Source organism: Pedobacter chinensis, from assembly GCF_003339865.1.
In the GTDB taxonomy this organism is placed as follows: Bacteria; Bacteroidota; Bacteroidia; order Sphingobacteriales; family Sphingobacteriaceae; genus Pedobacter; species Pedobacter chinensis.
In genome coordinates this window covers 349,761-373,455 of sequence record NZ_QPKV01000003.1, presented here as the reverse complement: position 1 = coordinate 373,455, position 23,695 = coordinate 349,761, and the positions used below count along the sequence as shown (strand labels likewise).

Below are 23,695 nucleotides of genomic sequence, written 5' to 3'. Positions count from 1 at the left end.
CGATGGTTAGCCTTCGTATAAAGGTAACGTTATTTCGAATGTTGTTCCTTTATCTTTTTCGCTGATCACTTTAATATTACCGTTAATTTGTTTTATAATATCCTGAACATAATTCAACCCAAGTCCGAAACCTTTAACATCATGTAAATTACCCGTTGGCACCCTGTAAAACTGATCGAAAATCCGTTTCGATTGTTCTCTGGTCATTCCTATCCCCTTATCAGAAATTTCAATGATCAGATTCTTATTCGTATTTCTTGTTGAAATGGTAATCTCGGGAACATTTGTACTGTATTTATTCGCATTATCAATCAGGTTGTAAAGTACATTTGAAAGATGAAGTTCATCTCCAAAAACTGTCGCTTTCTCTGCATTGGTATTGACATGTAAAACCGCATTCCTTTTTTGGAGCTGAAGGCTCATGCTATCCAGAACGATCACAATAAGATCATTCATCTCAACTGCTGTATTTTCCATTTTAAGTTCGCCCTTTTCTAAACGGGCTATGCTTAAAACTCGTTCGATATGGCTACCCAGGCGAACATTTTCATCATAAATAATATTTGCTAAACGTTTTAGCCTGTTTTTGTCTTCTGTCACTTCCGGATCTTTCAGGGCCTCGCTGGCAATCATAATCGTAGCTACCGGGGTTTTAAATTCATGTGTCATATTGTTGATGAAATCCGTTTTCATCTCCGATATTTTCTTCTGCTTTAAAATGGCATAAAGTGTGTAAGAGAAAATGAAAACCAAAACCAATAGTAAGCCAATTGATGAGGCCAGGGTAAAGCTTAAATTGGAAAGTATTGCAGAGTTTTTGTTTGGAAAAGTAACGATCAAAGTTCCCGGATCGCGAAATAAGTCATTCCCGAAAAGCGGTGTTTTATAAGTGTTTTCCGGTAAGAATTCTTTTTTAGAGTTCGATGCTTCTATAAACAATGTAGAATCTTTTTTTGCCAGAGAAACTTTATAAGAAGGTTTTTGAGTAATGTTATGCGTTAATAATTCGGTCTTTAAAATATTACCGAGGGCTTCGAAGTTTATCCGCTTGTAGATTGGAACATTTGCTTCTTCCAGCTCTTTCGATACATCTTCAACTAAACTCAGCCTTGTGTATGAAAAAGTATCTTTACCCAATGCGGCAATTTTTAGCTCCAGTTTTTTCTTTGCGATTTCATCTTCACGTTTAAATTTCTTTTCTAAATCATCAGAAATTTTAGGGACACTAACGGTAAGCGGTTTAGCATTACGGGGATCGTAAACCAAATACCTCAATGTATCGGGTAGGCTTTGCAAACTTTTAAACTCAAAGGTTTTTGGTGGCGGAGCATAGGGTTTGGTACGCATGCTATAGCCCTTCAAAATCAGGCTTCGCATGTCAATAATAGCGTCCATTTGCAAATCGAGACTTGAACCATTAACTGATGATAAGGAAACGAATTCTGTTTCAGAAATTACATTAGGCGCCCTGTAAGAGGCTCGGATGATACTATCTTGTTGATTTAAATAGTTTTCAATTTGATTTTCCCGTTCAGCTTGCCGCAATTCGGCTTCCTGTACATATTGCTGTCTTAAATCTTTGATATCCAATGCTCTTTGGCGAGCATCCTGAAGGCGTTTTAATTTATTTTCGGCATCCTTTCTATTGATGTGGTTGGCAACGTTTAACCGCTCTGCTTTTTTAACTACCGTAGCCAAAGTTTGGTTTACCTGCTCATCAAAAAGTTGAGATTTGAGATTGTATGCCTCCTTAATGTAATACAACTGCATTACAAAAACACCAAGCAAAGCCACTGTCATTAAAACAGTAATAAACCAAAAACTTCTTTTCTTCATTAATACGACCTTGTTCTTAAGGTATTTTTCCAACGCCTTTAAAATCCAATAGCTATCAAAAATACTGATTAGCTAAGTGAAGCAAATGTTTTTAACATATTTTAACATGCGCTTATCGGGCTGTAAATGAAGACTATATATCCTTACGGGCTGTAAATAAAATCATAAGGAAGCTGGTGCGCAAGCCTTCTATCGCCCATATTGCCTATCATTAGCAATACATTTGGTAGCGCAAACCCGGCAGGATCTATAATTACACCTTCTTGATTTGTTAAACATAAAAGTGTTTTTAACTCTATTAATGAAATTGCACCAAGCCCTGAACTAACATGCTGTCTGGTTATATTGTAAGCTAAATTATTGTCTCGCTTATACAACACCATAAGCGTGTCGCTAAATTTGAATATCATTTTATTATTTAAACTATCAAAAGTTAAATATTCTCTATAATTTACTCTAGTAGTGTCCCACTTTAGAACATCATCTTGCATCAACAGCTTTCTGTAGTACTCAGCAGAATCTGGATAATCAGATAATTTTAGCAGATCATGCCCTTTTGCACCGGCAGCTATTTTTTTTGCTTTATATAACTGTACTGCTCTAAAAGCATTTTCTTTATTAATATTTTTAATAGAACTATAGCGATATAACTGGAAGTTTTCCTCCTCTAGGGTATTTGAATATAAGCTTCTAAAAAAGTGCATCTTTGAACCCAGGTAACTGTTTTTTAAGAATGTATTTATCTTTTTTATAGGTTTAGCGTCAATATTACTATAATAAATCCCTGAATGGTAATCTAGCTCGTCTTTTAAAAAGTCATAAGTGAATTTATCGATATCAACATGTAATGTGCAGTCTAAGCCTAAATGCTTAATTAAAATAGGCTTGTTGGAGCTTATCTCTAAGTAATGGTTACTTTCATCATAATAAAATTTGACATCCTCTGGATTTAGTATTTTACAGTAAGCAGCATTATGATCCTTCCCTAATAAAAGCCGAAAAAATAAATCCCCCCACTTTTTCCAATCATTTTTGCCTGTACCAATCGTTACCTCAATCAGTTCATTGGATTTTTCTTTTAAAAGAACGGTATAGGTAGAATTATTTCCGTTAATATTTATGATTGCCTTCTCATAACCAACAGCCGAGACTATTAAATCGCTATAAAGCCTTTTGGAATATAATTTGAACTGCCCTTTCTCATTGGTTATTGTACCAACTTGTGTATTATTAAAATACACACTTGCGTTTTGAACAGGTTGCATGTTCTGTTCATTTAAAACCTTACCCATTAGCATGCTTTGGGCAAAAAGAACAGAAGGAATAGTAAACAAAATGAGAAATATTCCTATAAAATATTTTTTTAGTAGATCCTTAATCATAGGAAAAGCGTTAGGTTAACTGAAAGCATAAATTTATTTTTTAGAAGTTATATAATTCCTTAATGAAGATTGACGGGCACCTTATCTTTAGGTAGAAAATTTTTGTTTCTATTTGGTTCGTACATAGATCCAAAAATAAAGAAAAGGCCAGAAACAAGATGTTTCCGACCTTTAAAATTTTTTGATTTTATTATTAAAAACCGTTATCGCTTTTGCTATCCTTTGGTTTAAGTGATCCGTTGGAACACTTAAACCTCTTTTGTTTTGAAAAAAGTCAGGTCGTAGACCAAAATATAGCACAGCCTAAACAATCATCAAGCTTATTAACATTGCATTGTTCTTATTAAAGGTTTAAGTGACCGCCGAAATAGCGAACACTTAAATCAATTGAGGGCTAACTCTCCACCTTCTTACAATTATAAATTAAATCATGGCTCTCTATCACTCGGGATATTATTTTGGCGACCTGTTTTATATACATTTTCAAGCCAGCCTACCGAAACCCAGCTTCGTTTAATCAGATAATCTATGGCCCATTCAATAAATTCTTTATTTTCTGAACTGAGGCCATTTTCATTCAAATATTTCTTCATGTCGGTTATATCTTTTATGTTATAGCGGTTTTTAATAAATTTTAACTGCGCTGAAGTTAACGACAAATTCTTTTTAAGAAATTTAATGGTTGCTCTACGCTCTCCGCATTTAGGCGTATATTGCTTTATATAATTTTTTTCCTCAACCATAGGAAGACCACGGAAGCTTTCGGGCAATAACTCATCATTGCGTTTAAATAGATAATATTTAATGAGTCTGTATAAATCTATTTCTTTGATAAAATGACTATTCTTATCATACGTAGAGAGTAAACCAGATATGTATTTATATGGGCTAGATTCATTTGATAACTGAGTCTTTTTGTTTTTCAAAGCATAGTTAATATAGTTTAAGTATATTTCAGGAGAATTTTTTATTTTATTGCTCTGGTTTTTATAAAGCAGGAGAACAGAGTCCCTTTTTTGAGTATTATTTCTAACTTTTCGTAATCCCATTTTAGGTCTATTAATTTTTGAAATTCTAGATCGATATGCTGGTAGTCAATCTGTTGTGCATTTGCACAAGTAAGGACAACGAAAAATGCGATAATGATTAAACTGAGTTTTTTCATGCCATTAAACTTTATTTTCTCCCCTCTGTTGCAAGTGTCTGCTTGTACCCGCTATATATCTATCCTATTTAATCAACCTAACATTTCTTTTACACAAACGGCTTTGTATTAGAAGTAACCTTAAAGCTGAAGGAGTATAGAGCAATCTAATTCGAATTGTTAAGCTCTTTATCTCTGGGAACAAGATTTCGGTATCTTATTACATCGTAAGCATTGTCAAGATAAGCTAACGAAAATTTTGGATATTTTATCAAATAATCTATCGCCCATTTTATGAATTCTTTATTTTCTGTGCTTAGACCATATTTATCCAAATATTTTTTCATGTCCAGCACATGCAATTGGTTGTTGTCGTTTTTAATAAACTTTATTTCTTGTGGGGTTAGTTGCAAATTGTACAAAAGAAACTTGATGGCAATCTTAAAATCGCCCTGCTTAGTCTTATCATAGCCATTATAATCTTTCTCGTCAATTACTGGCAATCCACGAAAATCCTCGGGTAAAATCTCATCATCTCTCTTGAATAAACTATATCTAACAACCCGATACAAATCGACTTTCTTAATTTTATGCCAACTTTTATTGATATACTCGCCCGTTCCAGATACGTATTTATAATAAACAGTTTCTTTGGCTGGCATGACCCTGTCTTTTTTTAGCGCAAGTTTAATATAACTCAAGTATATTTCAGGTGCTTTTTTTATTTTATTGCTTTGGTTTTTATAAAGCGCAAAAACAGAGTCTCTTTTTTGTATATTATTTTTATATCTTTCATAATCCCATTTTAAGTCTATTAATTTTTGAAATTCTAAATCGATATGCTGGTAGTCAATCTGTTGTGCGTTTGCATAAGCAAGGACAACAAAAAATGCGATAATGATTAAACTGAATTTTTTCATGCCATTAAACTTATTTTTTTCTCCAATAAACACGAGAAGGGTACTGTTTTCCTTCTATAGTAAACGTTGGTGCAGTAGCGCCATAAGATACAGGAATATCTCGAGGGTGGTGCTCAATAATCTGATAAGTTCCCATTTTACTACTTACCTTGGTAGCATAACCATCAGCATCTACTTCAGTCACTATGGCTGAGTGTGTCCAGCCTGATGTTCCATTGTTATTTAAAGAGTACATTACCCTATCGCCAACCTGAATAGCCCCTGTTACTTGCTCCCAATCCTTAGTTTCTATTTTTATCGCTATTACCCATCTTGGATTTTCATGATCAACTTGTGAAGCATATGCGAGACCAAAGGCATAGTAGTGACAATTGAATGCTTCTAGGTTTATTGTTTTTTGTCCATTTGGATAAGTATAATGTGGTGTAGTTTCAAGTAAAATGCTAAAATTATCACTTCCATCGCTATTACTTAAAAGTGGACGCCAATAATAGCTTGCAGGCTCTTTATCTCTAGGCATATAAGTCTGGTATCTAAAAGCATCATAAATGTTGTCTAGCTGTGCCAATGAGATATTGGGTCTGATTGTCAAGTGTCCCACAGCCCATTTACCAAATTCTTTGTTTTCTGCAATCCCGTTGGCAATCAAATAATTCGCCAGAGCGTTAACGATCGATACATTGCCTGGATCGTTCACATAATTCTGTTCTTGCGGTGTCAAGTCCAGCTTGTCAAGCAAAAACTGTCTTGAGGTTACCGTTGGCACGGTGGGCACTTCAGGCACCCCAGGAGAGGTGTCACAATCCGTTGGGGCGGCGACCATCAGCCTTGTCCCGCGTTCAAGACTCACACCTCCGACCGGTTGCGGGGTGTTGTCACAGGGATCATATGTTCCCGGTGGGTTTGGCGTGGTGTTGCCCCCGCCGCCACCACCGCTCCCCCCTCCGCCGCCCGAGGGAAAATCGGGCATCGCACAGTTCACCACGTTTGTGACGTGGATGTTATAGCCAGGGGGATAATCGCCGGGAACAAGGTCCCAGGTCCCGTAGGTGCTGAAATAGTTGCATTCCGCCTTGCTCATGTGCCCCTCCTTGCAAGGGGTCTGTACCACTGCAAAGATCTGATAAAACTCGCATTCGCCCGGCAAAAGGCTTATCGTGCCGGGCGCCCCACCAATGCCATTCCCCACACTGGCCAGCATCCTGCCCTTCAAGTCCAGATCCTCTCTTGCCATGCGCTCCGAACCCATCCGCTGCTCGCCGGAGAGCAGGGCATCAAGCAGGATCTTGTTGAACGTCACCGTACCCTTGTAGCCTTTCTGAGATCCCCTTCTCCAATCGTTGATCCATTCACGCTCTGGGACATAGGTGCTCAAAAAAGCGGTCGTTTTCCCGTTCGAGATCTGAATGGTAAGATTTTGGAACCGTACCGCCCTTGGCGTGTGGGGCCTGATACTCAAAACATAACTGACCGTGTCTTTTACCACAAGCTTTTTAACGCTGTCTGTTTCCAGGATGAGATCGCTCATGGTTTTTTCTGCGCTCATCAGTTTCTCCTTGTCACCTGTCAGCGCATTTTTCAAGCTCCCGGTCTGATCGATGTCAATGGAGCTCAGGAAGCTCAGGTAGCTGATGCTTGTGATCTGCCGATCCTTGTTCACCGGCGGCACATTGGGCAGAAACAGTTCTCTCTTGCATCCCTGCGCCAAAAACAGGCACAATAAAATAAGACAAACCATCGCTTTGCCCTTGTTGAGCATTAATTTATTCATCATGTTAATTTAAATGTTAAGAATTAGTTACTGGTTGAGAGATGAGATACTGTAAACTTAGTATTTGTTTTTATAACTACAAACGAATCGCAAAAAAAGGGTAATTTTACTCTCTTGTTTGTATAAAATAATTAGACGAGCACAAAACGCTTTACAAAGAATAAATTATCGCTCGCTTAGCTGACATAAGCTCTATCGAGCTAAGGTTATTATGAAAAACATGCCAAAAAAAATGCCAGGGCTAAGGCCCCGGCATGGTTCAAAATTGTTTGCTTAAAAAAGATTCTTTATTTAGAAAGGTAAATCATCATCTTCGCCCGGGGTATTGCTCACATCAACCGGAGCTGCATAAGCAGGGGCTGCTGCTGGTGGAGCGCCTGCTGCGATAGCATTGATTCTCCAAATTACCAAGCTGTTAAAATATGATGTTTTTCCTGTTTTATCTGTCCAGGGACGACCGCGTAAATTAAAGAAAACCTCAACTTCATCACCCGCTTTAAATGTATCTAATAATGCAGTTTTATCTTGTAAAGCCTCAAAACGAATATATTCCGGGTATGTTGGATTTTCTGCGTATTCTACTATTAAATCACGTTTTTTAAACGTTTCACTCACTTGCTGCGTTGCACCTACTTCGTGTACTTTTCCTTTAATTTCCATAACTAATACTACTTAATGTACTATAAACATCAAATCTCTATAATTTTATTGATAACTTCGCATATATTATGATGCAAGTTTTCCACAATAAAAGCAAGGTTATTATAACCTGTAATAAGCGCCTTTCTCCGTATTTGCAAAATGAAGTTACGGCTTTAGGTTACCAAATAGAGAGGTCTTTTCCAACCGGCGTTGAGCTGAATATCACCCTTACAGAGTGCATCAAGCTAAATTTGAACCTGCGTTGCGCCAGCCAGATTTTGTATGCCATCAAAAGTTTTAAGGCGATTACGCCAGATGATTTATATAACGAAATAAATCAAATTGAATGGGAAGAATTAATCGATTTTGCCGGTTATTTCTCCGTTACTTCAAATGTTGATAATCCAAATATCACCACTCCGCTTTTTGCTAATTTAAAAGTTAAAGATGCGATTGTAGACCGGATGAAAGAGAAAAAAGGCATTCGCCCGAATTCTGGTTCTGATGCCAACAAAGCAGTAGTACACTTATATTGGAAAGATGCCGATGCTGATGTTTTTATGGATACTTCCGGCGAAACTTTAGCCAAACATGGTTATCGTAAAATTCCCGGAAAAGCACCAATGCTGGAAGCTTTGGCCTCAGGAGTGATTTATGCCACCAATTGGGACAAAAAATCTCCTTTTATCAACCCCATGTGCGGATCAGGAACACTGGCCATCGAAGCGGCATTAATCGCCACCAATCGTGCTCCCGGCTTATACCGCATGAATTACGGCTTTATGCACATTTTAGGTTATGATGAACAAGAGTTTTTTGCAGAAAGAAGAATTTTGAAAGATCAGGTCATTAAAAATACTGAACTTAAAATCATTGCTTCTGATATTTCGGAAGATGCTGTAGAAGTTACCCGCAAAAATGCAAAAACTGCCGGAGTGGATACTTTGATTCAATTTGAAGTTTGCGATTTTGAGCTTACCCCTGTTCCGGAAGGCGGAAAAGGCGTGGTGGTTTTTAACCCTGAATATGGCGAACGTTTGGGTGTTCACAGCAAATTAGAATTAACCTACAAACGCATGGGTGATTTCATGAAAACCAAATGCAAAGGTTATTCTGGTTATATTTTTACCGGAAATCCCGATCTTGCAAAAAAAATCGGATTAAAAGCATCTAAAAAAATAGAATTCTACAATGGAAAACTAGATTGCAGAATGCTTGAATATGAACTTTATGACGGCTCTCGCAGAGCGCCACAAGCAGAGGCTTAGGCTTTTAAATTAAAAATTAATAAATTACGCTCTCTACGTACCATAACGTAATATTGAAAATATGGAATTTGATGACATGGACCACATGCCCGAATGGGAACATTTTAGTCGCTATGAAAACGACGAGGATGATGAAAACTTATCTTCTGATGACGCAGAAAAAGTGCGCTTGAAGGTTTGCAGGGCAAAAAACTTATACAATCAGGCTCGTGCGGTTTATAAATACGCGGCTTTATTTTGTGAGACCTTAAAAGGCGAAATGGCTGAAATAACAGCCAATTTAATCATGCAAAATGCTTTGATGCTTTGCCCTAAAATTGTTGGCGCCGAAGGTGCAGACATGTACATTTTACGAATGGAAAATGCTTCCATTATCCGCACCAATTGCCGCGAACTGGAAACTCAGGTCAGGGCCGCAGACATGTTTGAAATCTGCACCCCTGAATATAAAGACATTGTGATTGCAGAAATTGAGAAGTTCCGTTTACTGTTTATAGAATGGGTTAAACATTTTGAAAAAGATGATTATGAGGATGATTGGGGATTATATTAATCTTTAGATCCGGGATCACCGGTCTTCTTCTTGTTCGTTTTTTTAAATGATTCAATCATTGATGGAAACTGTTTGCGCCACATATTGCTATCAACTGCTTCTTTTTAATACCAGAATTTTATCTGTATTACAAAAGTGCGTAAACGGTGTCAATTAAGATAATCGTTTCCCTTGTTCGCAGCGTGGAGTAAGGATTGCATGATGAATATGCCCTTTTAAAATGAAAATGTGCCACATCCAGATCAGGATTCCGGTATAAGACTCCGGCAATAGCCAGTATTAAATCCATTTGGGTAATCGCTCAACGAAATCTATAATGTTCAACTATGCGCGAATATGATAATCCTATTAAAATATCAGGCAAATTCGCCACTAAGAGCTGAAGCTGCTTATATAACCAAGTCTGAATTTAAAGGTTTTCATAACCACCTGATTAGCAACACCAAATGATAATACATTAAACTTTTAACGTGTTTATTTGTTATAATAATAAAGTTGTCCCCGTTCGCGTGATACATTATAGTGATTGAAAAAAATTCCTATAAAATCTAACTCGACAAAAATTTCGTAAATAACAAAAAACATTAAAATTATCCCCTTTATGGAAGATGTATTAGCTTTAAAGACGAAGAACGTTGCCGGGAATATTAGAAAAATCAGAGAATACAGAGATTATACTCAGGATTATCTGGCAGCAAAACTAAAAATATCTCAAAACGCTTATAGTAAAATTGAGTTGGGCTATAGTAAGTTAACTATCGATCGTTTATTTCAAATTGCCGCAATTTTAGAAGTTGAGGTAACGCATTTACTAACTTTAAATCATAATGATTTGATTAAAATTATTGCTGATGATGAAAGTAGAGCAGCGGCGGCAAGTTAGATAACTTTCCGCTGTTGATATCATTTATTTTTCCCTGCATATATTTCCAATACCTTTGGTAAAAATTCAATTATGCAGTTGTCTATTCAAAAAACCATTGATTTTGTTAAGGAAACTTTAGCCAATGCCGAAGCTGGGCACGATTGGTTTCATATTGAACGTGTTTTTAAAACCGCTCAGCATATTAATGAAAAAGAAAATGGGAATGAACTGGTTGTAGCATTTGCAGCATTATTACATGATATTGCTGATCCAAAATTTAACAATGGTGATGAGGAGCTTGGCCCGAATCTAGCGGCCTCATTTTTAAAATCCATAGCCATAGATGATGAAATTATCGATCATGTTAAACTCATCATCCGGAACATGTCATTTAAAAACAGCTTCGATCAAACTGGATTTACTTCTATAGAAATGCAAATTGTGCAAGATGCAGATCGTTTAGATGCAATTGGCGCAATCGGGATTGCCAGAGCTTTTACTTATGGTGGCTTTAAAAACCGTGTTCTTTATGATCCATCCATTAAACCTGAACAACATTTAACCAAGGAGAGTTATAAAAACACCACAGCTCCCACCGTAAATCATTTTTACGAGAAATTACTGCTGCTTAAGGATTTGATGAATACCCGTGCAGGAAAAGAAATTGCAGCGGAGCGCCATCAATTTATGTTAGTGTACCTGGATCATTTTTATAAAGAATGGGAAGGTAATTAATCAGTTCCGGACAAAATTAATTTCCTGCAGATCGCGTTCTTTCGGGCTTCGTAGAAAACAATGGTTTATCAAAACAAACAGGTTGCTTTCGCGAGATCTGCGACGAATATTTACAGGGAGTTTGTTTTTATCACCTTACACGCCTGAACTCCTCAAAGCCTTTCTCTCTCCCCATCAAAAGCTTAAAATGCCACTAAGTTGAACAGATTTATTATCACGATTGACGCTCATAAAAGATTGTAACGAACGGAACTGCTATTCCTGAAGGATTTCCTGCTTCGTTCTTTAGAGCCTGTAAACAAAAAAGCCTCTAAAGAATTATCTTCAGAGGCTTTCAAATTTAATGAATATTATTTTACACGCTCAACATACTCTCCGGTACGTGTATCAATTTTAATTTTATCGCCCTGGTTCACAAACATTGGCACCTTAACTTCAACACCATTCTCAAGTGTTGCGGCTTTTAATGCGTTGGTAGAAGTATCGCCTTTTACAGCAGGCTCTGAATAAGTGATTTCAAACTCTGCAAAGTTAGGCAGCTGACCCATAATGGCTTCTTCACTTTCCATAGAAACAATAACGTTCATACCTTCTTTCAGAAACTTGATCGCTGAACCAAATAAGGCTTTATCAACATTATACTGCTCGTAAGTGTTGTTATCCATTACTACCAAATAATCGCCATCTTCATACAGATATTGATAATCATTGGTTTCTACGCGGCAAATTTCAACAGCCTCGTCGGTATTCATACGAGCTTCAACAATTCTACCCGATTTAATGTTACGAAATTTACCAGTGTAAAAAGCCCCGCCTTTACCTGGTGTACGGTGATTCCATTCGTCAACAGTAACCAACTCGCCGTTTATACGCAGGATGTTGCCTGTTTTAATTTCTGATGCTTTTGCCATATTGTGTTATCCCGATTTGGATTTATATTTCAGTTTTTTGTGTCGGCAAAGGTAAAATTATTTTAGTAAAAACCTATAAAGCTTTAAGGTATAAGGCTTAGGAGTTTAAAGAAAGAATCCTATTTTACACGCTCCATATAGTCACCGGTTTTAGTGTCAACCTTAACCTTATCTCCCTGGTTAATAAACAAAGGCACCCTGATTTCAGCGCCGGTTTCTACAGTCGCATATTTTTGAGCACTGGTAGAGGTATCGCCTTTCACGGCAGGTTCTGTATAAGTAATTTCTAACTCTACACTATTCGGCAATTGCGCAACAATTGGCTCTTCGCTTTCAAATGCAATGGTTACATTCATTCCCTCTTTTAAAAATCTGATTGAGTTCCCGAAAAGTAATTTAGGAATATTATACTGCTCAAATGTATTGTTATCCATTACCACTAAATAATCGCCATCTTCATATAGATATTGGTAATCGTTGGTTTCAACCCGGCAAATGGTTACCTCTTCATCTGTGCGAAAACGGTATTCAACAATTTTACCTGTTTTTACGTTACGCATGCGCGCCTGATAAAATGCTCTTAAATTTCCAGGGGTACGATGAATATACTCTTCTACACTTACCAACTCTCCGTTAAAACGAAGAACATTTCCGCTTTTTACTTCTGATGCCTTTGCCATTTTAAAATGAATTCTTGTTTTGTTGTTTTTTTGAACATCAAAGTTAAATAAATGAATTTTGATTTGGAAAGCAAAACCCTGATTAATCGGCAAGGACAGTTCGTTCTTTTATACTTCTGAGGGATCATTTATTTTGCTTCGAGGCGACTTCATGGTCATGAAAATCAATATAAATCAGGTTGAGATTCTTCAGGCATTTCCCGCTGATGCCGCTGATCACGCAGATAAAAATAAAATCCGCGTGATTTTCTTAAATCTGCAGGATATTATTTATTTAAAATATTGATTAACAACACATTGGACGAACACATCAATATAGGGATCACTCATTTTGGCTTCGCGGCTACTTCGTGGTCATGAAAATCAATATAAATCAGGTTGAGATTCTTCAGGTGTTTCCCGCTGATGCCGCTAATAAGAAAAACCCAGAATCGCTCCTGCATGTTGGCTTATCGTCATTGCGAGGCACGAAGCAATCCTTTTACGAAATAGATTGCTTCGTGCCTCGCAATGACGGGCTTTTTGCAGGCTGACCGGTCTGCTGTTCGCCATTCGGCTTTAGCTAATGGAAATAAAAAACTCCGTATAAAAGAAATGCCTTTGGGAACCACTCCAAAGGCATAATCAACCTAAACCTCAAACTAAACTATGAAAAAATTTTTCGCCTTTTGGGCTTTTATATTTTGATTCTGCAATGCAGAAATATGATCTTTTCCTTTAAGAGAATTTAAATATTTTGTTTCTCTTTTTGGTGGTGCAAAGGTAAGAACTATTTATCAATTACAAAATATTTTTTTAAAAATATTTTTATAATACAAATGGATGACAAAACACGTGCCTTTCAGGAAAGCCTTAATTAAAATAACCTACTTGTAATCAGCTATTTGAATGTGTTCGTTACAAAAATCATATTCCTGAATTTGATTGGAACCAATGATGGTTAATCTATCTTTTGTGAAATTTTCAATCAGTTCCCGATACCAGTTAATTCCCTGAACATCTAAATTACTGGTAGGTTCATCTAAAAATAGAATTGGAGAATCCGAACAACAAGCCAAGGCCAGTTTAGTTCTTTGCTTCATTCCTGATGAGAAATATTTAATTTCTTTATTTGCTGATTTCTCCAAGCCGAGAATGGAGATTAGTGATTTAGCGTCAACGCCAACGGCAAAATTTTTGAATTTGAAATGGAAATTGACAATCTCTTTGAGGGTAAAAGTTTCTACCAATTCCAGATAAGGTGCCGCAAGACTAATATATTGATAAATATCCTCTACGGGAATCTCCTTTTCATCAGAGAAAATGATCTGTCCTTCAGAGGGTGCTAAACTCCCTGTTAAAACACTTAATAAAGTAGATTTCCCTGAACCATTCGGGCCTAAAACAGCATAACTATTACCAGAAGTAAAGCCTGCGCTTAGATTTCTAAAAATCCACTCCTTATTAAATCTCCTGCCTACATTATTTAAAGCTATTTTCATTAAGCGCTTAAGGATTATTGTTTAGCGGCCTGGCCATGCAAACGCTATTATCAATGCCAATATATTGTCCATAATTCGGCGTGATTTGATAACCAACTTTTTGGTATAATGAAATTGCTTCAGGCTGTTTTTTGCCCGTTTCCAAAACACATTCAGAAAAGCCAAGTTCCTTAGTCCAGTTTTCCAGTTCATGGAGAATTTTAGCTGCAATGCCTTTTTTTCTATGACCCGGATGAACAAACATGCGCTTAACTTCTACAGCTGTTTCTGAAAAAGATTTTATTGCGCCGCAGCCAACAGGATGTTCATTCTGGTATGCCACCACAACTTCTTTAATGGCATCAACTTTATTATACTGCGCATAAAAAGCATGTTCATCCCCATCTCTAACGGCCAACTCTTCATCCAACAAAAAGACCAATTGCCTAAAATCGGCATGATCTGAATTTGTTCTGATTAGCGTTAAATCATTCATGAATATCTGTTTGAATTTTAGTTTAAAGCTATATATAGGTTTTACCCTTAACCCTTTCAGCTTCTACTTTAAATTAACTGCCCATTCCGAAGCCTTTCATTACGCCACGGTTAGAATTGCGAATGAAATCTACAATCTCATCACGAATTTCCGTTGGTTTGAATTCGGCTTCAATCATATCGAGCGCTTTGGTTACATTATTATGTTTTACGAAAAGAACGCGGTAAATTTCCTGAATTTCGTCAATCTGCTCATTGGTAAAACCTCTTCTGCGTAAACCCACAGAGTTAATACCTGCATAAGAAAGTGGCTCGCGTGCTGCTTTAACATAAGGAGGAACATCTTTACGAACCAATGAACCACCAGTTACAAAAGCATAAGAACCCACCTTAACAAACTGGTGTATGGCCACTAAGCCCGCTAAAACCACATTGTTCCCAATGGTTATGTGACCGGCTAAAGTAGTACTGTTGGAGAAAATACAATTATTACCCACTTCACAATCGTGTGCGATATGCGAATATGCCTGAATCAGACAGTTGCTGCCAATAACAGTTTTCCATTTATCTTTCGTTCCGCGATTAATGGTTACACATTCACGAATGGTGGTATTATCACCAATTTCTGCCGTAGTAACCTCGCCAGCAAATTTTAAATCCTGAGGCTCGCCAGAAATGACAGCCCCGGGAAAAATACGGCAATTTTTACCGATTCGGGCGCCATCCATAATGGTAACATTCGAGCCAATCCAGGTTCCCTCGCCAATAACAACGTCCTTATGTATCACTACAAAAGGCTCAATCACTACGTTTTCGGCAATTTTTGCCTGAGGATGTATATATGCTAAAGGTTGTATCATTATTCGGCAGGTTCTGTTTGTTTAACTTTTGAAATTTGAGCCATCATTTCGGCTTCTACAACGATTTTTTCGCCTACCATACCAACGCCTTTCATTTGAGCAATACCTCTTCTGATCGGTTCAAGTAAATCGCAGCGGAAAACAATGGTATCTCCGGGAAGAACCTGAGCTCTAAAACGAACATTATCTATTTTTAAGAAATAGGTTAGATAGTTACTTGGATCGGGAACTGTACTTAATACTAAGATTCCACCTACCTGCGCCATCGCTTCAATTTGAATAACACCAGGAAAAACAGGCGCACCCGGGAAATGACCTCTAAAAAAATCCTCGTTCATGGTTACATTTTTTATGCCCACAACATGGTTTTTTGAAAGTTCAAGTATTTTATCCACAAATAAGAAGGGTTGGCGGTGTGGCAATATCTCCATAATCTGAACAACATCATATAATGGCTTGGCGTTTGGATCGTACACTTTTTGTATCTTCTTATTTTTTTCTTTTTTAATTGCTGCCTTAATTTTTTTAGCAAAAGCAACATTGGCGGCATGTCCGGGGCGGGCAGCCATAATGTGACCTTTCAGGTGCATACCAACCAAAGCTAAATCGCCAATCATATCTAATAATTTGTGGCGAGCCGGCTCATTTTGATAACGTAACTCCATGTTATTCAAAATCCCCTGAGGTGCAACATCAATATCCTTGCGGTTAAATAACTTGGCTAAATGACTTAATTCGTCTCTTGTAACTTCTTTATCAACAATAACAATAGCGTTATTTAAATCTCCTCCTTTAATTAAATTGTGAGATAATTGATATTCCAATTCGTGTAAAAAACAGAAAGTGCGACAAGAAGCGATTTCTTTTTTAAACTCGGCAATGGTGTTAATGCCAGCATGCTGGCTACCTAAAACAGGAGAGTTATAATCAATCATACAGGTAAAACGATAGTCATCTAATGGCATTGCCACAATTTCTACCTTTCTATCTTCTTCCGTATAAGTAATGTTGTGTGGAATAGTGAAATACTCGCGGTCAGCGTTTTGCTCAACCGTTCCAACTTCTTCTAACAAATCAATAAACTGGATAGAACTTCCATCCATAATTGGCGTTTCCGGACCGTCAAGTTTGATTAAAACATTATCTAAATCCATACCAACAAGCGATGCCATTACATGTTCTACAGTACTAACACTTGCACCATTTTGCGTAATAGTTGTTCCGCGTGAAGTATCGGATACATTGTCTGCATCTGCATCAATAATTGGTTGTCCATCTAAATCAACACGTTGAAATTTAAAGCCGTGATTTTCAGGAGCAGGGCAAAATGTAAGGGTAACATTCGCTCCGGTGTGCAAACCAACGCCCGATGCTGATACCTCTTTGTTAATCGTCTTTTGTCTAACGTTCATTGTGTATTGTATTCTTTTCCAATTCGGCAGTAAGCCTTTTCAATTCTTCTTCTAAAGCATTTATTCTTTTTTCCACATCTGGCAGATGTTTAAAAATCACGGAAGCGCGCATCCAGTTACGTAAAGGTTGTGCCGGGCTTCCATGCCACTGTTTATTTTCTTCAGTAATGTTAAAATTAATGCCGGCTTGTGCACCAATCTGAGTACCTTTTGCCAGGGTTAAATGGCCTGCAATACCAACCTGGCCGCCAACAACACTATTGGGGCCAATTTTGGTGCTCCCGGAAATGCCTGATTGTGCTGCCAGAACAGTATTTTCCCCAATTTCAACGTTATGTGCAATCTGAATCAGGTTATCGATTTTTGCACCTTTTTTAACAATGGTAGACCCCATGGTTGCCCGGTCGACAGTGGTGTTGGCACCAATCTCAACATCATCTTCAATAATTACATTTCCAATTTGAGGAATCTTATTATAAGTACCATCTTTTTGCGGGGCAAAACCAAATCCATCACTACCAATTACGGTATTAGCATGTATGGTAACTCTATTTCCGATAACTGAATTGTGATAAATTTTTACACCTGGAAAAAAAATGCTGTTTTCTCCGATTTTTGAGTTTGCACCAACAAAAGTTTGGGCATTAATTTTACAACCATCAGCAATAGTCACATTTTCTGAAACGTAAGCAAAAGCATCAATAAACACATTTTTACCAATTTTTGCTGTAGGGTGTACAAAAGCCAGTTTATCAATGCCCGATTGAGCGGCCTGAGCATTTACAGCTTCATTATATTTATCCAATAAAATAGTAAACGAACTGTAAGGATTATCAACCCGTATTAATGTACTGGTATAAGGCTGAGTTGGAGCAAAATGTTTTGAAACGATAACAACCGATGCCTGAGTTGAATACAAAAAATTTTCGTACTTAGGGTTTGAAAGAAAAGACAGTGATCCTGTTTTCCCGTCCTCTATTTTAGAAAGTTCGGTTACAGCCACATCAGGGTTACCATCAATGGAACCGTCTAAAAATTCGCTTATCTGCTTGGCAGTAAATTGCATCGTACAAAGGTATATGTTAAATTGATATGAACAAAAAAACCTGTAAAGGTTAAGCTGTGTATATTTTACACAATAGTAAGACTTAAAACGGCAGTAAAAGTTAAATATTTTGTTAAATAAACTTAAATCCCTCTCGGGTAGCAGAGAATATACTTCTCTACGGTTTTTTGCAATGATTCGAGATTGGATAAATCGGAGGCTTTGGCAATATCAACAATATCGTTATTTTTCATCAAAATTTTAATATTTCCAACGCCAGCATTATAGGCCCTGTTTTGAATGGCATCTGTAAATACAAAATACCTTGCTTCTTCTGGTTTAATCTCCAGTAAATTAACTGTGGCATCTATTAAGAAATTAACCCGGTCTTTTGGGGCTCTTTCATTGCTCATTTCCACTTTATACAGATTTCTGGAAGTGAGCATCTGGCAAAGTTTTGACAAAATCTTATCAGGATGATTTACCCAAACTTTAACAGCCGCATAAATATCCTGATCATCCAAATTAGTAAAGTGTTCTAAATTTTCATGTTGAGTGAAGAAATTGGCTTCGTTAATGTCATTTTTCAGAAAATATTTTAACGATGGAGATGCAAATAGGTCTTCGCCTGCGGCAGATAGTTCCTTTGCCCGCTCCAATAGCTTTACCAGAATCATTTCGCCAGAAATAACCGTTTTATGTAAATAAACCTGCCAGTACATTAACCTGCGGGCAATTAAAAATTTCTCGATCGAATAAATCCCTTTCTCTTCAATCACCAAATCTTCATCAAAAACATTGAACATTTTGATAATCCGGTCAAAACTGATTACACCTTCACTTACGCCAGTAAAAAAGCTATCGCGGTTTAAATAATCCATTCTATCCAAATCCAGCTGTCCGGAGATGAGTTGGTGAAGAAATCTTTTTGGATAGGTTCCATTAAAAACTTCGATGGCATGAGTTAGCCTTCCACCAAAATGACCATTCAAATCATGCATGAGTTTGGCTGAAATATCTTCATGTTTAATTCCGGTAACTAAAGAATGTTCCAGGGCATGCGAAAATGGCCCGTGACCAATATCGTGCAGTAAAATAGCCAGCGTTGCAGCCTCTTCCTCGCCCTCGGTAATCACATGGCCCTTGCTTCTGAGAATTTCAACTGCCAGGCTCATTAAATGCATGGCACCCAAAGCATGATGAAAACGAGTATGTAAAGCGCCCGGATAAACCAAATGTGTCATCCCGAGCTGCTTGATATAGCGCAGGCGTTGAAAATACGGATGTGAAATCACGTCGTAAACCAATTCTGACGGAATGCTAATGAAACCGTAAACGGGATCATTTATTATTTTCTTCTTGTTCAATAGTTAAAAATAGTTAAATAGATAGATACGGTACAAAAATTGCTATTTTTATTTATAGTTTGATTTACCTGCCAAAATTAAAGGGCGATACATACCTATTTTTACAAAAACATGCAAGAAACTAAAATATTGTGGGCCGATGATGAAATCGACTTATTAAAACCTCATATATTATTGTTGAATGATAAAGGTTATGATGTAACCACATTTACCAATGGAAACGATGCTTTGGAGGCATTTGGAAAAGCACATTTTGACCTTGTTTTTTTAGACGAGAATATGCCGGGAATGAGTGGTATAGAAACGCTTTCTGCAATAAAAAATCTTAATCCTGATGTACCTGTGGTATTGATCACTAAAAGTGAAGAGGAGAATTTGATGGAAGATGCGATTGGCAGCAAAATTGACGATTATTTAATCAAGCCTGTAAACCCCAAGCAGGTTTTATTAACCATTAAAAAACTGATCGACAATAAACGCCTGGTAAGCGAGAAAACATCGATGGCTTATCAACAGGATTTCCGTCGTTTGGGCATGACATTAAGTGACAGATTGAATTATGATGAGTGGATTGATGTTTACAAAAAAATCGTTTTCTGGGAATTGGAGTTGGAGAAACTCGATGATCCGCAGATGCATGAAATTTTAACCATGCAAAAGCAGGAAGCTAATACGCAGTTTTCCAAATTCATTGAAGAAAATTACCTCGATTGGATAAATAATAAAGATAAGGCACCATTATTATCAAATGAGTTGTTAAAGAAAAAAGCTTTCCCTCACATTAACGATAATACGCCGGTGTTTTTCATTTTGATTGATAATTTACGTTACGATCAATGGAAAATCATTAACCCGTTAATTTCTGAATATTTCCGGATTGATGAAGAAGATATGTACACCAGTATTCTTCCTACAGCGACTCAATATGCCCGTAACGCCATATTTTCTGGAATGATGCCTCTGGATATGGAAAAACGTTTTCCACAACTTTGGCAAAACGATGATGATGAAGGTGGAAAGAACATGCATGAAGAGGCATTTTTGGCTGATAACATTAAGCGCAGTTTAAGAAAAGACTGTAAATTTAGCTATAATAAAATCTTAACTTTTGAGCAAGGAAAAGATCTGGTAGAACAAACCAATAACCTGCTGCAAAACGATTTTAATGCAATAGTTTTCAACTTTGTTGATATGTTGAGTCATGCCCGTACTGATATGCAAATGATCCGTGAATTGGCAAATGATGATGCTGCATACCGTTCGTTAACATTATCGTGGTTTGAACATTCACCACTTTGGGATTTATTGAAAAAGATCGCTCAAAAACAGGTAAAGGTGATCATTACCACTGATCATGGAACCATTCGTGTGAAAAAACCGGTTAAAGTGATTGGTGATAGAAGTACCAATACCAACTTAAGGTACAAACAAGGCAGAAACTTAAATTTCAATACTAAAGAGGTGTTTTTGATTAAAAACCCTCATGATGCATTATTACCTAAAATCAATATCAGCAGCAGTTATATTTTTGCCCGTGAGGATAGTTATTTTGTTTATCCGAATAACTATAATCAGTTTGTGAATTATTATAATGAAACTTTCCAACACGGGGGAATTTCACTGGAAGAAATGATTATTCCGGTGGTAACATATTCGCCAAGGTAGAAAAGGACTTATTATACATCATGCTATAGCCAATCATTACCCTGACCTGTAGCGAAGTGGCTTTCCGCTTCGCTACAGGTCAGCATGACGTGGCGGCCAGGCCGAGCGCTTAAAACACCAATACATGAACGAGCGTCATCCTGAACTTGTTTCAGGACCTTAATAGCAGGAACGCATCGCAGGAAAGAGCTGACCACGAAGTAGCTACAAGACCTTTTGTAATTAATATTTACACTTGTAAAATAAATTTACTTCGTAGCTTTCCGCTTCGCTACAGGTCAGCATGACGTGGCGGCCAGGCCGAGCGCTTAAAAACCATACATGAACGATCGTCATCCTGAACTTGTTTCAGGACCTTAATGACATGAACGAATAGCATGAATACATAGCAAAAAGATGCTGAAACAGTTCAGCATGACGAGATGGCCAAGCCATCGCTTAAAAACCATACATGAACGGTCGTCATCCTGAACTTGTTTCAGGACCTTAATAGCAGGAACGCATCGCAGGAAAGAGCTGACCACGAAGTAGTTACAAGACCTTTTGTAATTAATATTTACACTTGTAAAATAAATTTACTTCGTAGCTTCCGCTTCGCTATAGGTTAGCATGACGTGGCGGCCAGGCCGAGCGCTTAAAAACCATACATGAACGAGCGTCATCCTGAACTTGTTTCAGGACCTTAATGGCATGAACGAATAGCATGAATACATAGCAAAAAGATGCTGACCACGAAGTGGCTACAAGACCTTTTAAAATTAACACTTACACTTGTAAAATAAATTTATTCTGGATCTGTTTAGTTAGAATGGTAGAGATAAGGCAAAAGCAATGCAATTATGTATTACTTTTGCCTTTATTTTTTTAAAATGGAGATAGCAGTCAACGGTTTATCCGATTTACCGCGGGTAGCGCAACAGCTTTTAGATTTCTCGGCAAATGAAAAGGTTTTCATATTCGATGGGGATATGGGCGCGGGGAAAACAACTTTTATTAAAACTTTTTGTAGGGTTTTGGGCATTGAAGATGTGGTTTCCAGCCCTACTTATTCTATTGTTAATGAGTACGAAAGCCCGAAAGGATCAGTATATCATTTTGATTTTTATCGCATAAAAGATATTCAGGAAGCCTATGATCTGGGTTATGAGGAATACTTTTATGGTGGCGGCATTTGTTTAATTGAATGGCCGGAAAGAGTGGCAGAATTATTGCCTGATCATTTAGTTAAAGTGGAAATCGCAATTATTGATGAGAACAGAAGAGTTTTTAATTTTTCGAGGGTGTGACGATTAGTTTCAATTAATTAACAGATTTTCACTATCTTGAACAACCTAAAACTAATACATTTTTAACATCATGGCTACAGGATTACGCGAAGGAATGGCCGATATCGCTCGTCAGGGTTTATTGCAAACGCAGGAAGCGACACTAGAAACCAGAAACAGGAAGAATAGCCTGAACATAGGAATACCAAAAGAAATTTCCTTTCAAGAAAATAGAATTGCATTAACACCATTATCTGTTGCTTTGTTGGTTAATAACGGCCATAGGGTAGTACTGGAGAGCGGAGCAGGTATTGCCGCTAATTTTTCTGATTCTGAATATGCTGAACAAGGTGCAAAAATTGCATATGATAAAAAAGAGGTTTTTGATTCAGACATTCTCGTCAAAATTGCTCCGCCCATGCTGGAAGAAATCGAATTAATGCATAAAGGGCAAACCCTGATTTCCTCTCTTCAAATCGGAACATTAAAGCAAGATTATCTGAAAGCTTTAATGCGGAAAAAGATCAACGCTTTGTGTTTTGAAAATCTTCGTGATGAAGGAAATGTTTTAAGTGTGGTCAGAGCGATGAGTGAGATTGTAGGTTCCACATCGATTTTAATTGCTGCAGAGTATTTAAGTAATGTAACAGGTGGAAAAGGCTTAATGCTTGGCGGCTTTACAGGTGTTCCACCAACAGAAATTGTAATTTTAGGCGCAGGAACAGTTGGCGAATACGCAGCAAGAACTGCTTTGGCTTTAGGTGCTGAGGTAAAAGTTTTTGATAGTTCAATTTATCGTTTACGCCGTTTACAAAACAACTTAGGTAGTCGTGTTTTTACCTCGGTAATGCAACCTATTGTTTTAAATAAAGCAATTGTTACCTGTGATGTTGTGATTGGCGCTATTCGTGCCAGTCATGGAAGAAGTCCCTGCATTGTGATGGAAGAAACCGTAGCCAGAATGAAACCACATTCGGTTGTTATTGATGTAAGCATTGATCAGGGTGGTTGTTTTGAAACTTCAGAAGTAACAAACCATACCAACCCTACCTTTAGAAAATACGATGTTATTCATTATTGCGTTCCAAATATCGCATCGCGGGTTCCACGAACAGCATCTTACGCATTAACCAATATTTTTGCTCCGATTTTACTGGATATTGGTGAATTTGGTGGTTTAATGAACATGGTTTGGAACAATCCTGGCATTCGCGAAGCGCTTTATATTTATCAGGGAAATTGTACAAATAAGGATTTATCCGACATGTTTAATTTGCCTTTTAAGGATTTGGAACTTTTGGTGGTTTCCAATCAGTAATAACCATACCGCCGGGCATGAAGCAATTATTTTGCGAGAAAGATTGCTTCGTACCTCGCAAGGATGACCGACCTCAGCTAAATCTTTATGAAACCATCATG

General features: G+C 37.4%; 21 protein-coding genes. 7 read left to right on the top strand and 14 right to left on the bottom strand.

Annotated elements, in window-relative coordinates; genetic code table 11:
- Positions 1 to 6: 6 nt before the first annotated feature.
- The 6 genes from DU508_RS06960 to DU508_RS06935 all read right to left on the bottom strand — a co-directional run bounded on the left by DU508_RS06960 (position 7) and on the right by DU508_RS06935 (position 7,713).
- On the bottom strand, positions 7 to 1,836 hold the full coding sequence (locus DU508_RS06960; protein WP_115402117.1) for a sensor histidine kinase: 1,830 nt from the start codon (positions 1,834 to 1,836) through the stop codon (positions 7 to 9).
- Positions 1,837 to 1,979: 143 nt separating this feature from the next.
- Positions 1,980 to 3,218, bottom strand: a complete 1,239-nt coding sequence (locus DU508_RS06955) for a carboxypeptidase-like regulatory domain-containing protein (protein WP_115402116.1) — start codon at positions 3,216 to 3,218, stop codon at positions 1,980 to 1,982.
- Positions 3,219 to 3,646: 428 nt separating this feature from the next.
- Entirely contained in the window at positions 3,647 to 4,267 is a 621-nt protein-coding gene (locus tag DU508_RS06950; RefSeq protein ID WP_115402115.1) for a hypothetical protein, read from the bottom strand.
- 262 nt (positions 4,268 to 4,529) lie between these two features.
- A complete protein-coding gene (locus tag DU508_RS06945) occupies positions 4,530 to 5,282 on the bottom strand; it encodes a hypothetical protein (RefSeq protein WP_147273597.1) in 753 nt (250 codons plus the stop codon).
- A 10-nt stretch (positions 5,283 to 5,292) separates the two neighbouring features.
- Positions 5,293 to 7,056: a hypothetical protein gene (locus DU508_RS06940; RefSeq protein ID WP_115402113.1), complete on the bottom strand. Its 1,764-nt coding sequence runs from the start codon at positions 7,054 to 7,056 to the stop codon at positions 5,293 to 5,295.
- A gap of 288 nt (positions 7,057 to 7,344) precedes the next feature.
- Positions 7,345 to 7,713: a DUF3127 domain-containing protein gene (locus tag DU508_RS06935; RefSeq protein WP_115402112.1), complete on the bottom strand. Its 369-nt coding sequence runs from the start codon at positions 7,711 to 7,713 to the stop codon at positions 7,345 to 7,347.
- A gap of 71 nt (positions 7,714 to 7,784) precedes the next feature.
- On the opposite strand from DU508_RS06935, the gene DU508_RS06930 reads away from it, so the two are divergent.
- The 4 genes from DU508_RS06930 (at position 7,785) to DU508_RS06915 (ending at position 11,116) form a co-directional block, all read left to right on the top strand.
- Positions 7,785 to 8,963, top strand: coding sequence for a THUMP domain-containing class I SAM-dependent RNA methyltransferase (locus DU508_RS06930; protein ID WP_115402710.1), 1,179 nt, complete (start codon positions 7,785 to 7,787; stop codon positions 8,961 to 8,963).
- 61 nt (positions 8,964 to 9,024) lie between these two features.
- Entirely contained in the window at positions 9,025 to 9,516 is a 492-nt protein-coding gene (locus DU508_RS06925; RefSeq protein WP_115402111.1) for a hypothetical protein, read from the top strand.
- Positions 9,517 to 10,117: 601 nt separating this feature from the next.
- A complete protein-coding gene (locus tag DU508_RS06920; RefSeq protein WP_115402110.1) occupies positions 10,118 to 10,399 on the top strand; it encodes a helix-turn-helix domain-containing protein in 282 nt (93 codons plus the stop codon).
- A gap of 72 nt (positions 10,400 to 10,471) precedes the next feature.
- Positions 10,472 to 11,116 carry an HD domain-containing protein gene (locus DU508_RS06915; protein WP_115402109.1) on the top strand — a complete coding sequence of 215 codons (645 nt, stop codon included), beginning with the start codon at positions 10,472 to 10,474 and terminating at the stop codon, positions 11,114 to 11,116.
- 350 nt (positions 11,117 to 11,466) lie between these two features.
- On the opposite strand, the gene efp (DU508_RS06910) is transcribed toward DU508_RS06915, so the two are convergent.
- From efp (DU508_RS06910) to DU508_RS06875, 8 genes are all read right to left on the bottom strand, one after another.
- Positions 11,467 to 12,027 carry an elongation factor P gene (gene efp, locus DU508_RS06910; protein ID WP_115402108.1) on the bottom strand — a complete coding sequence of 187 codons (561 nt, stop codon included), beginning with the start codon at positions 12,025 to 12,027 and terminating at the stop codon, positions 11,467 to 11,469.
- 119 nt (positions 12,028 to 12,146) lie between these two features.
- The gene (gene efp / locus DU508_RS06905) at positions 12,147 to 12,707 is read right to left on the bottom strand and encodes an elongation factor P (RefSeq protein WP_115402709.1); all 561 of its coding nucleotides are present in this window, start codon (positions 12,705 to 12,707) and stop codon (positions 12,147 to 12,149) included.
- A gap of 866 nt (positions 12,708 to 13,573) precedes the next feature.
- The gene (locus DU508_RS06900; RefSeq protein ID WP_115402107.1) at positions 13,574 to 14,188 is read right to left on the bottom strand and encodes an ABC transporter ATP-binding protein; all 615 of its coding nucleotides are present in this window, start codon (positions 14,186 to 14,188) and stop codon (positions 13,574 to 13,576) included.
- Between the two features lie 7 nt (positions 14,189 to 14,195).
- Positions 14,196 to 14,663 (bottom strand): GNAT family N-acetyltransferase, encoded by a 468-nt coding sequence (locus DU508_RS06895; protein ID WP_115402106.1) that lies wholly within the window; start codon positions 14,661 to 14,663, stop codon positions 14,196 to 14,198.
- 73 nt (positions 14,664 to 14,736) lie between these two features.
- Positions 14,737 to 15,522, bottom strand: a complete 786-nt coding sequence (gene lpxA / locus DU508_RS06890) for an acyl-ACP--UDP-N-acetylglucosamine O-acyltransferase (protein WP_010599175.1) — start codon at positions 15,520 to 15,522, stop codon at positions 14,737 to 14,739.
- Complete coding sequence (locus DU508_RS06885; RefSeq protein ID WP_115402105.1) at positions 15,522 to 16,934, bottom strand: bifunctional UDP-3-O-[3-hydroxymyristoyl] N-acetylglucosamine deacetylase/3-hydroxyacyl-ACP dehydratase; 1,413 nt, start codon at positions 16,932 to 16,934, stop codon at positions 15,522 to 15,524. Before DU508_RS06885 ends, lpxA begins: the two co-directional genes overlap by 1 nt.
- Positions 16,924 to 18,000 (bottom strand): UDP-3-O-(3-hydroxymyristoyl)glucosamine N-acyltransferase, encoded by a 1,077-nt coding sequence (gene lpxD / locus DU508_RS06880; protein ID WP_115402104.1) that lies wholly within the window; start codon positions 17,998 to 18,000, stop codon positions 16,924 to 16,926. Before lpxD ends, DU508_RS06885 begins: the two co-directional genes overlap by 11 nt.
- A gap of 122 nt (positions 18,001 to 18,122) precedes the next feature.
- Entirely contained in the window at positions 18,123 to 19,346 is a 1,224-nt protein-coding gene (locus DU508_RS06875) for an HD domain-containing protein (RefSeq protein WP_199562664.1), read from the bottom strand.
- 111 nt (positions 19,347 to 19,457) lie between these two features.
- Here DU508_RS06875 and porX point away from each other — a divergent pair, with 111 nt between their 5' ends.
- From porX to DU508_RS06860, 3 genes are all read left to right on the top strand, one after another.
- A complete protein-coding gene (gene porX / locus DU508_RS06870) occupies positions 19,458 to 21,011 on the top strand; it encodes a T9SS response regulator signal transducer PorX (RefSeq protein WP_115402102.1) in 1,554 nt (517 codons plus the stop codon).
- Between the two features lie 869 nt (positions 21,012 to 21,880).
- The gene (gene tsaE, locus DU508_RS06865; protein WP_115402101.1) at positions 21,881 to 22,297 is read left to right on the top strand and encodes a tRNA (adenosine(37)-N6)-threonylcarbamoyltransferase complex ATPase subunit type 1 TsaE; all 417 of its coding nucleotides are present in this window, start codon (positions 21,881 to 21,883) and stop codon (positions 22,295 to 22,297) included.
- A 70-nt stretch (positions 22,298 to 22,367) separates the two neighbouring features.
- Positions 22,368 to 23,594, top strand: a complete 1,227-nt coding sequence (locus tag DU508_RS06860) for an alanine dehydrogenase (protein ID WP_115402100.1) — start codon at positions 22,368 to 22,370, stop codon at positions 23,592 to 23,594.
- Positions 23,595 to 23,695 lie beyond the last annotated feature (101 nt).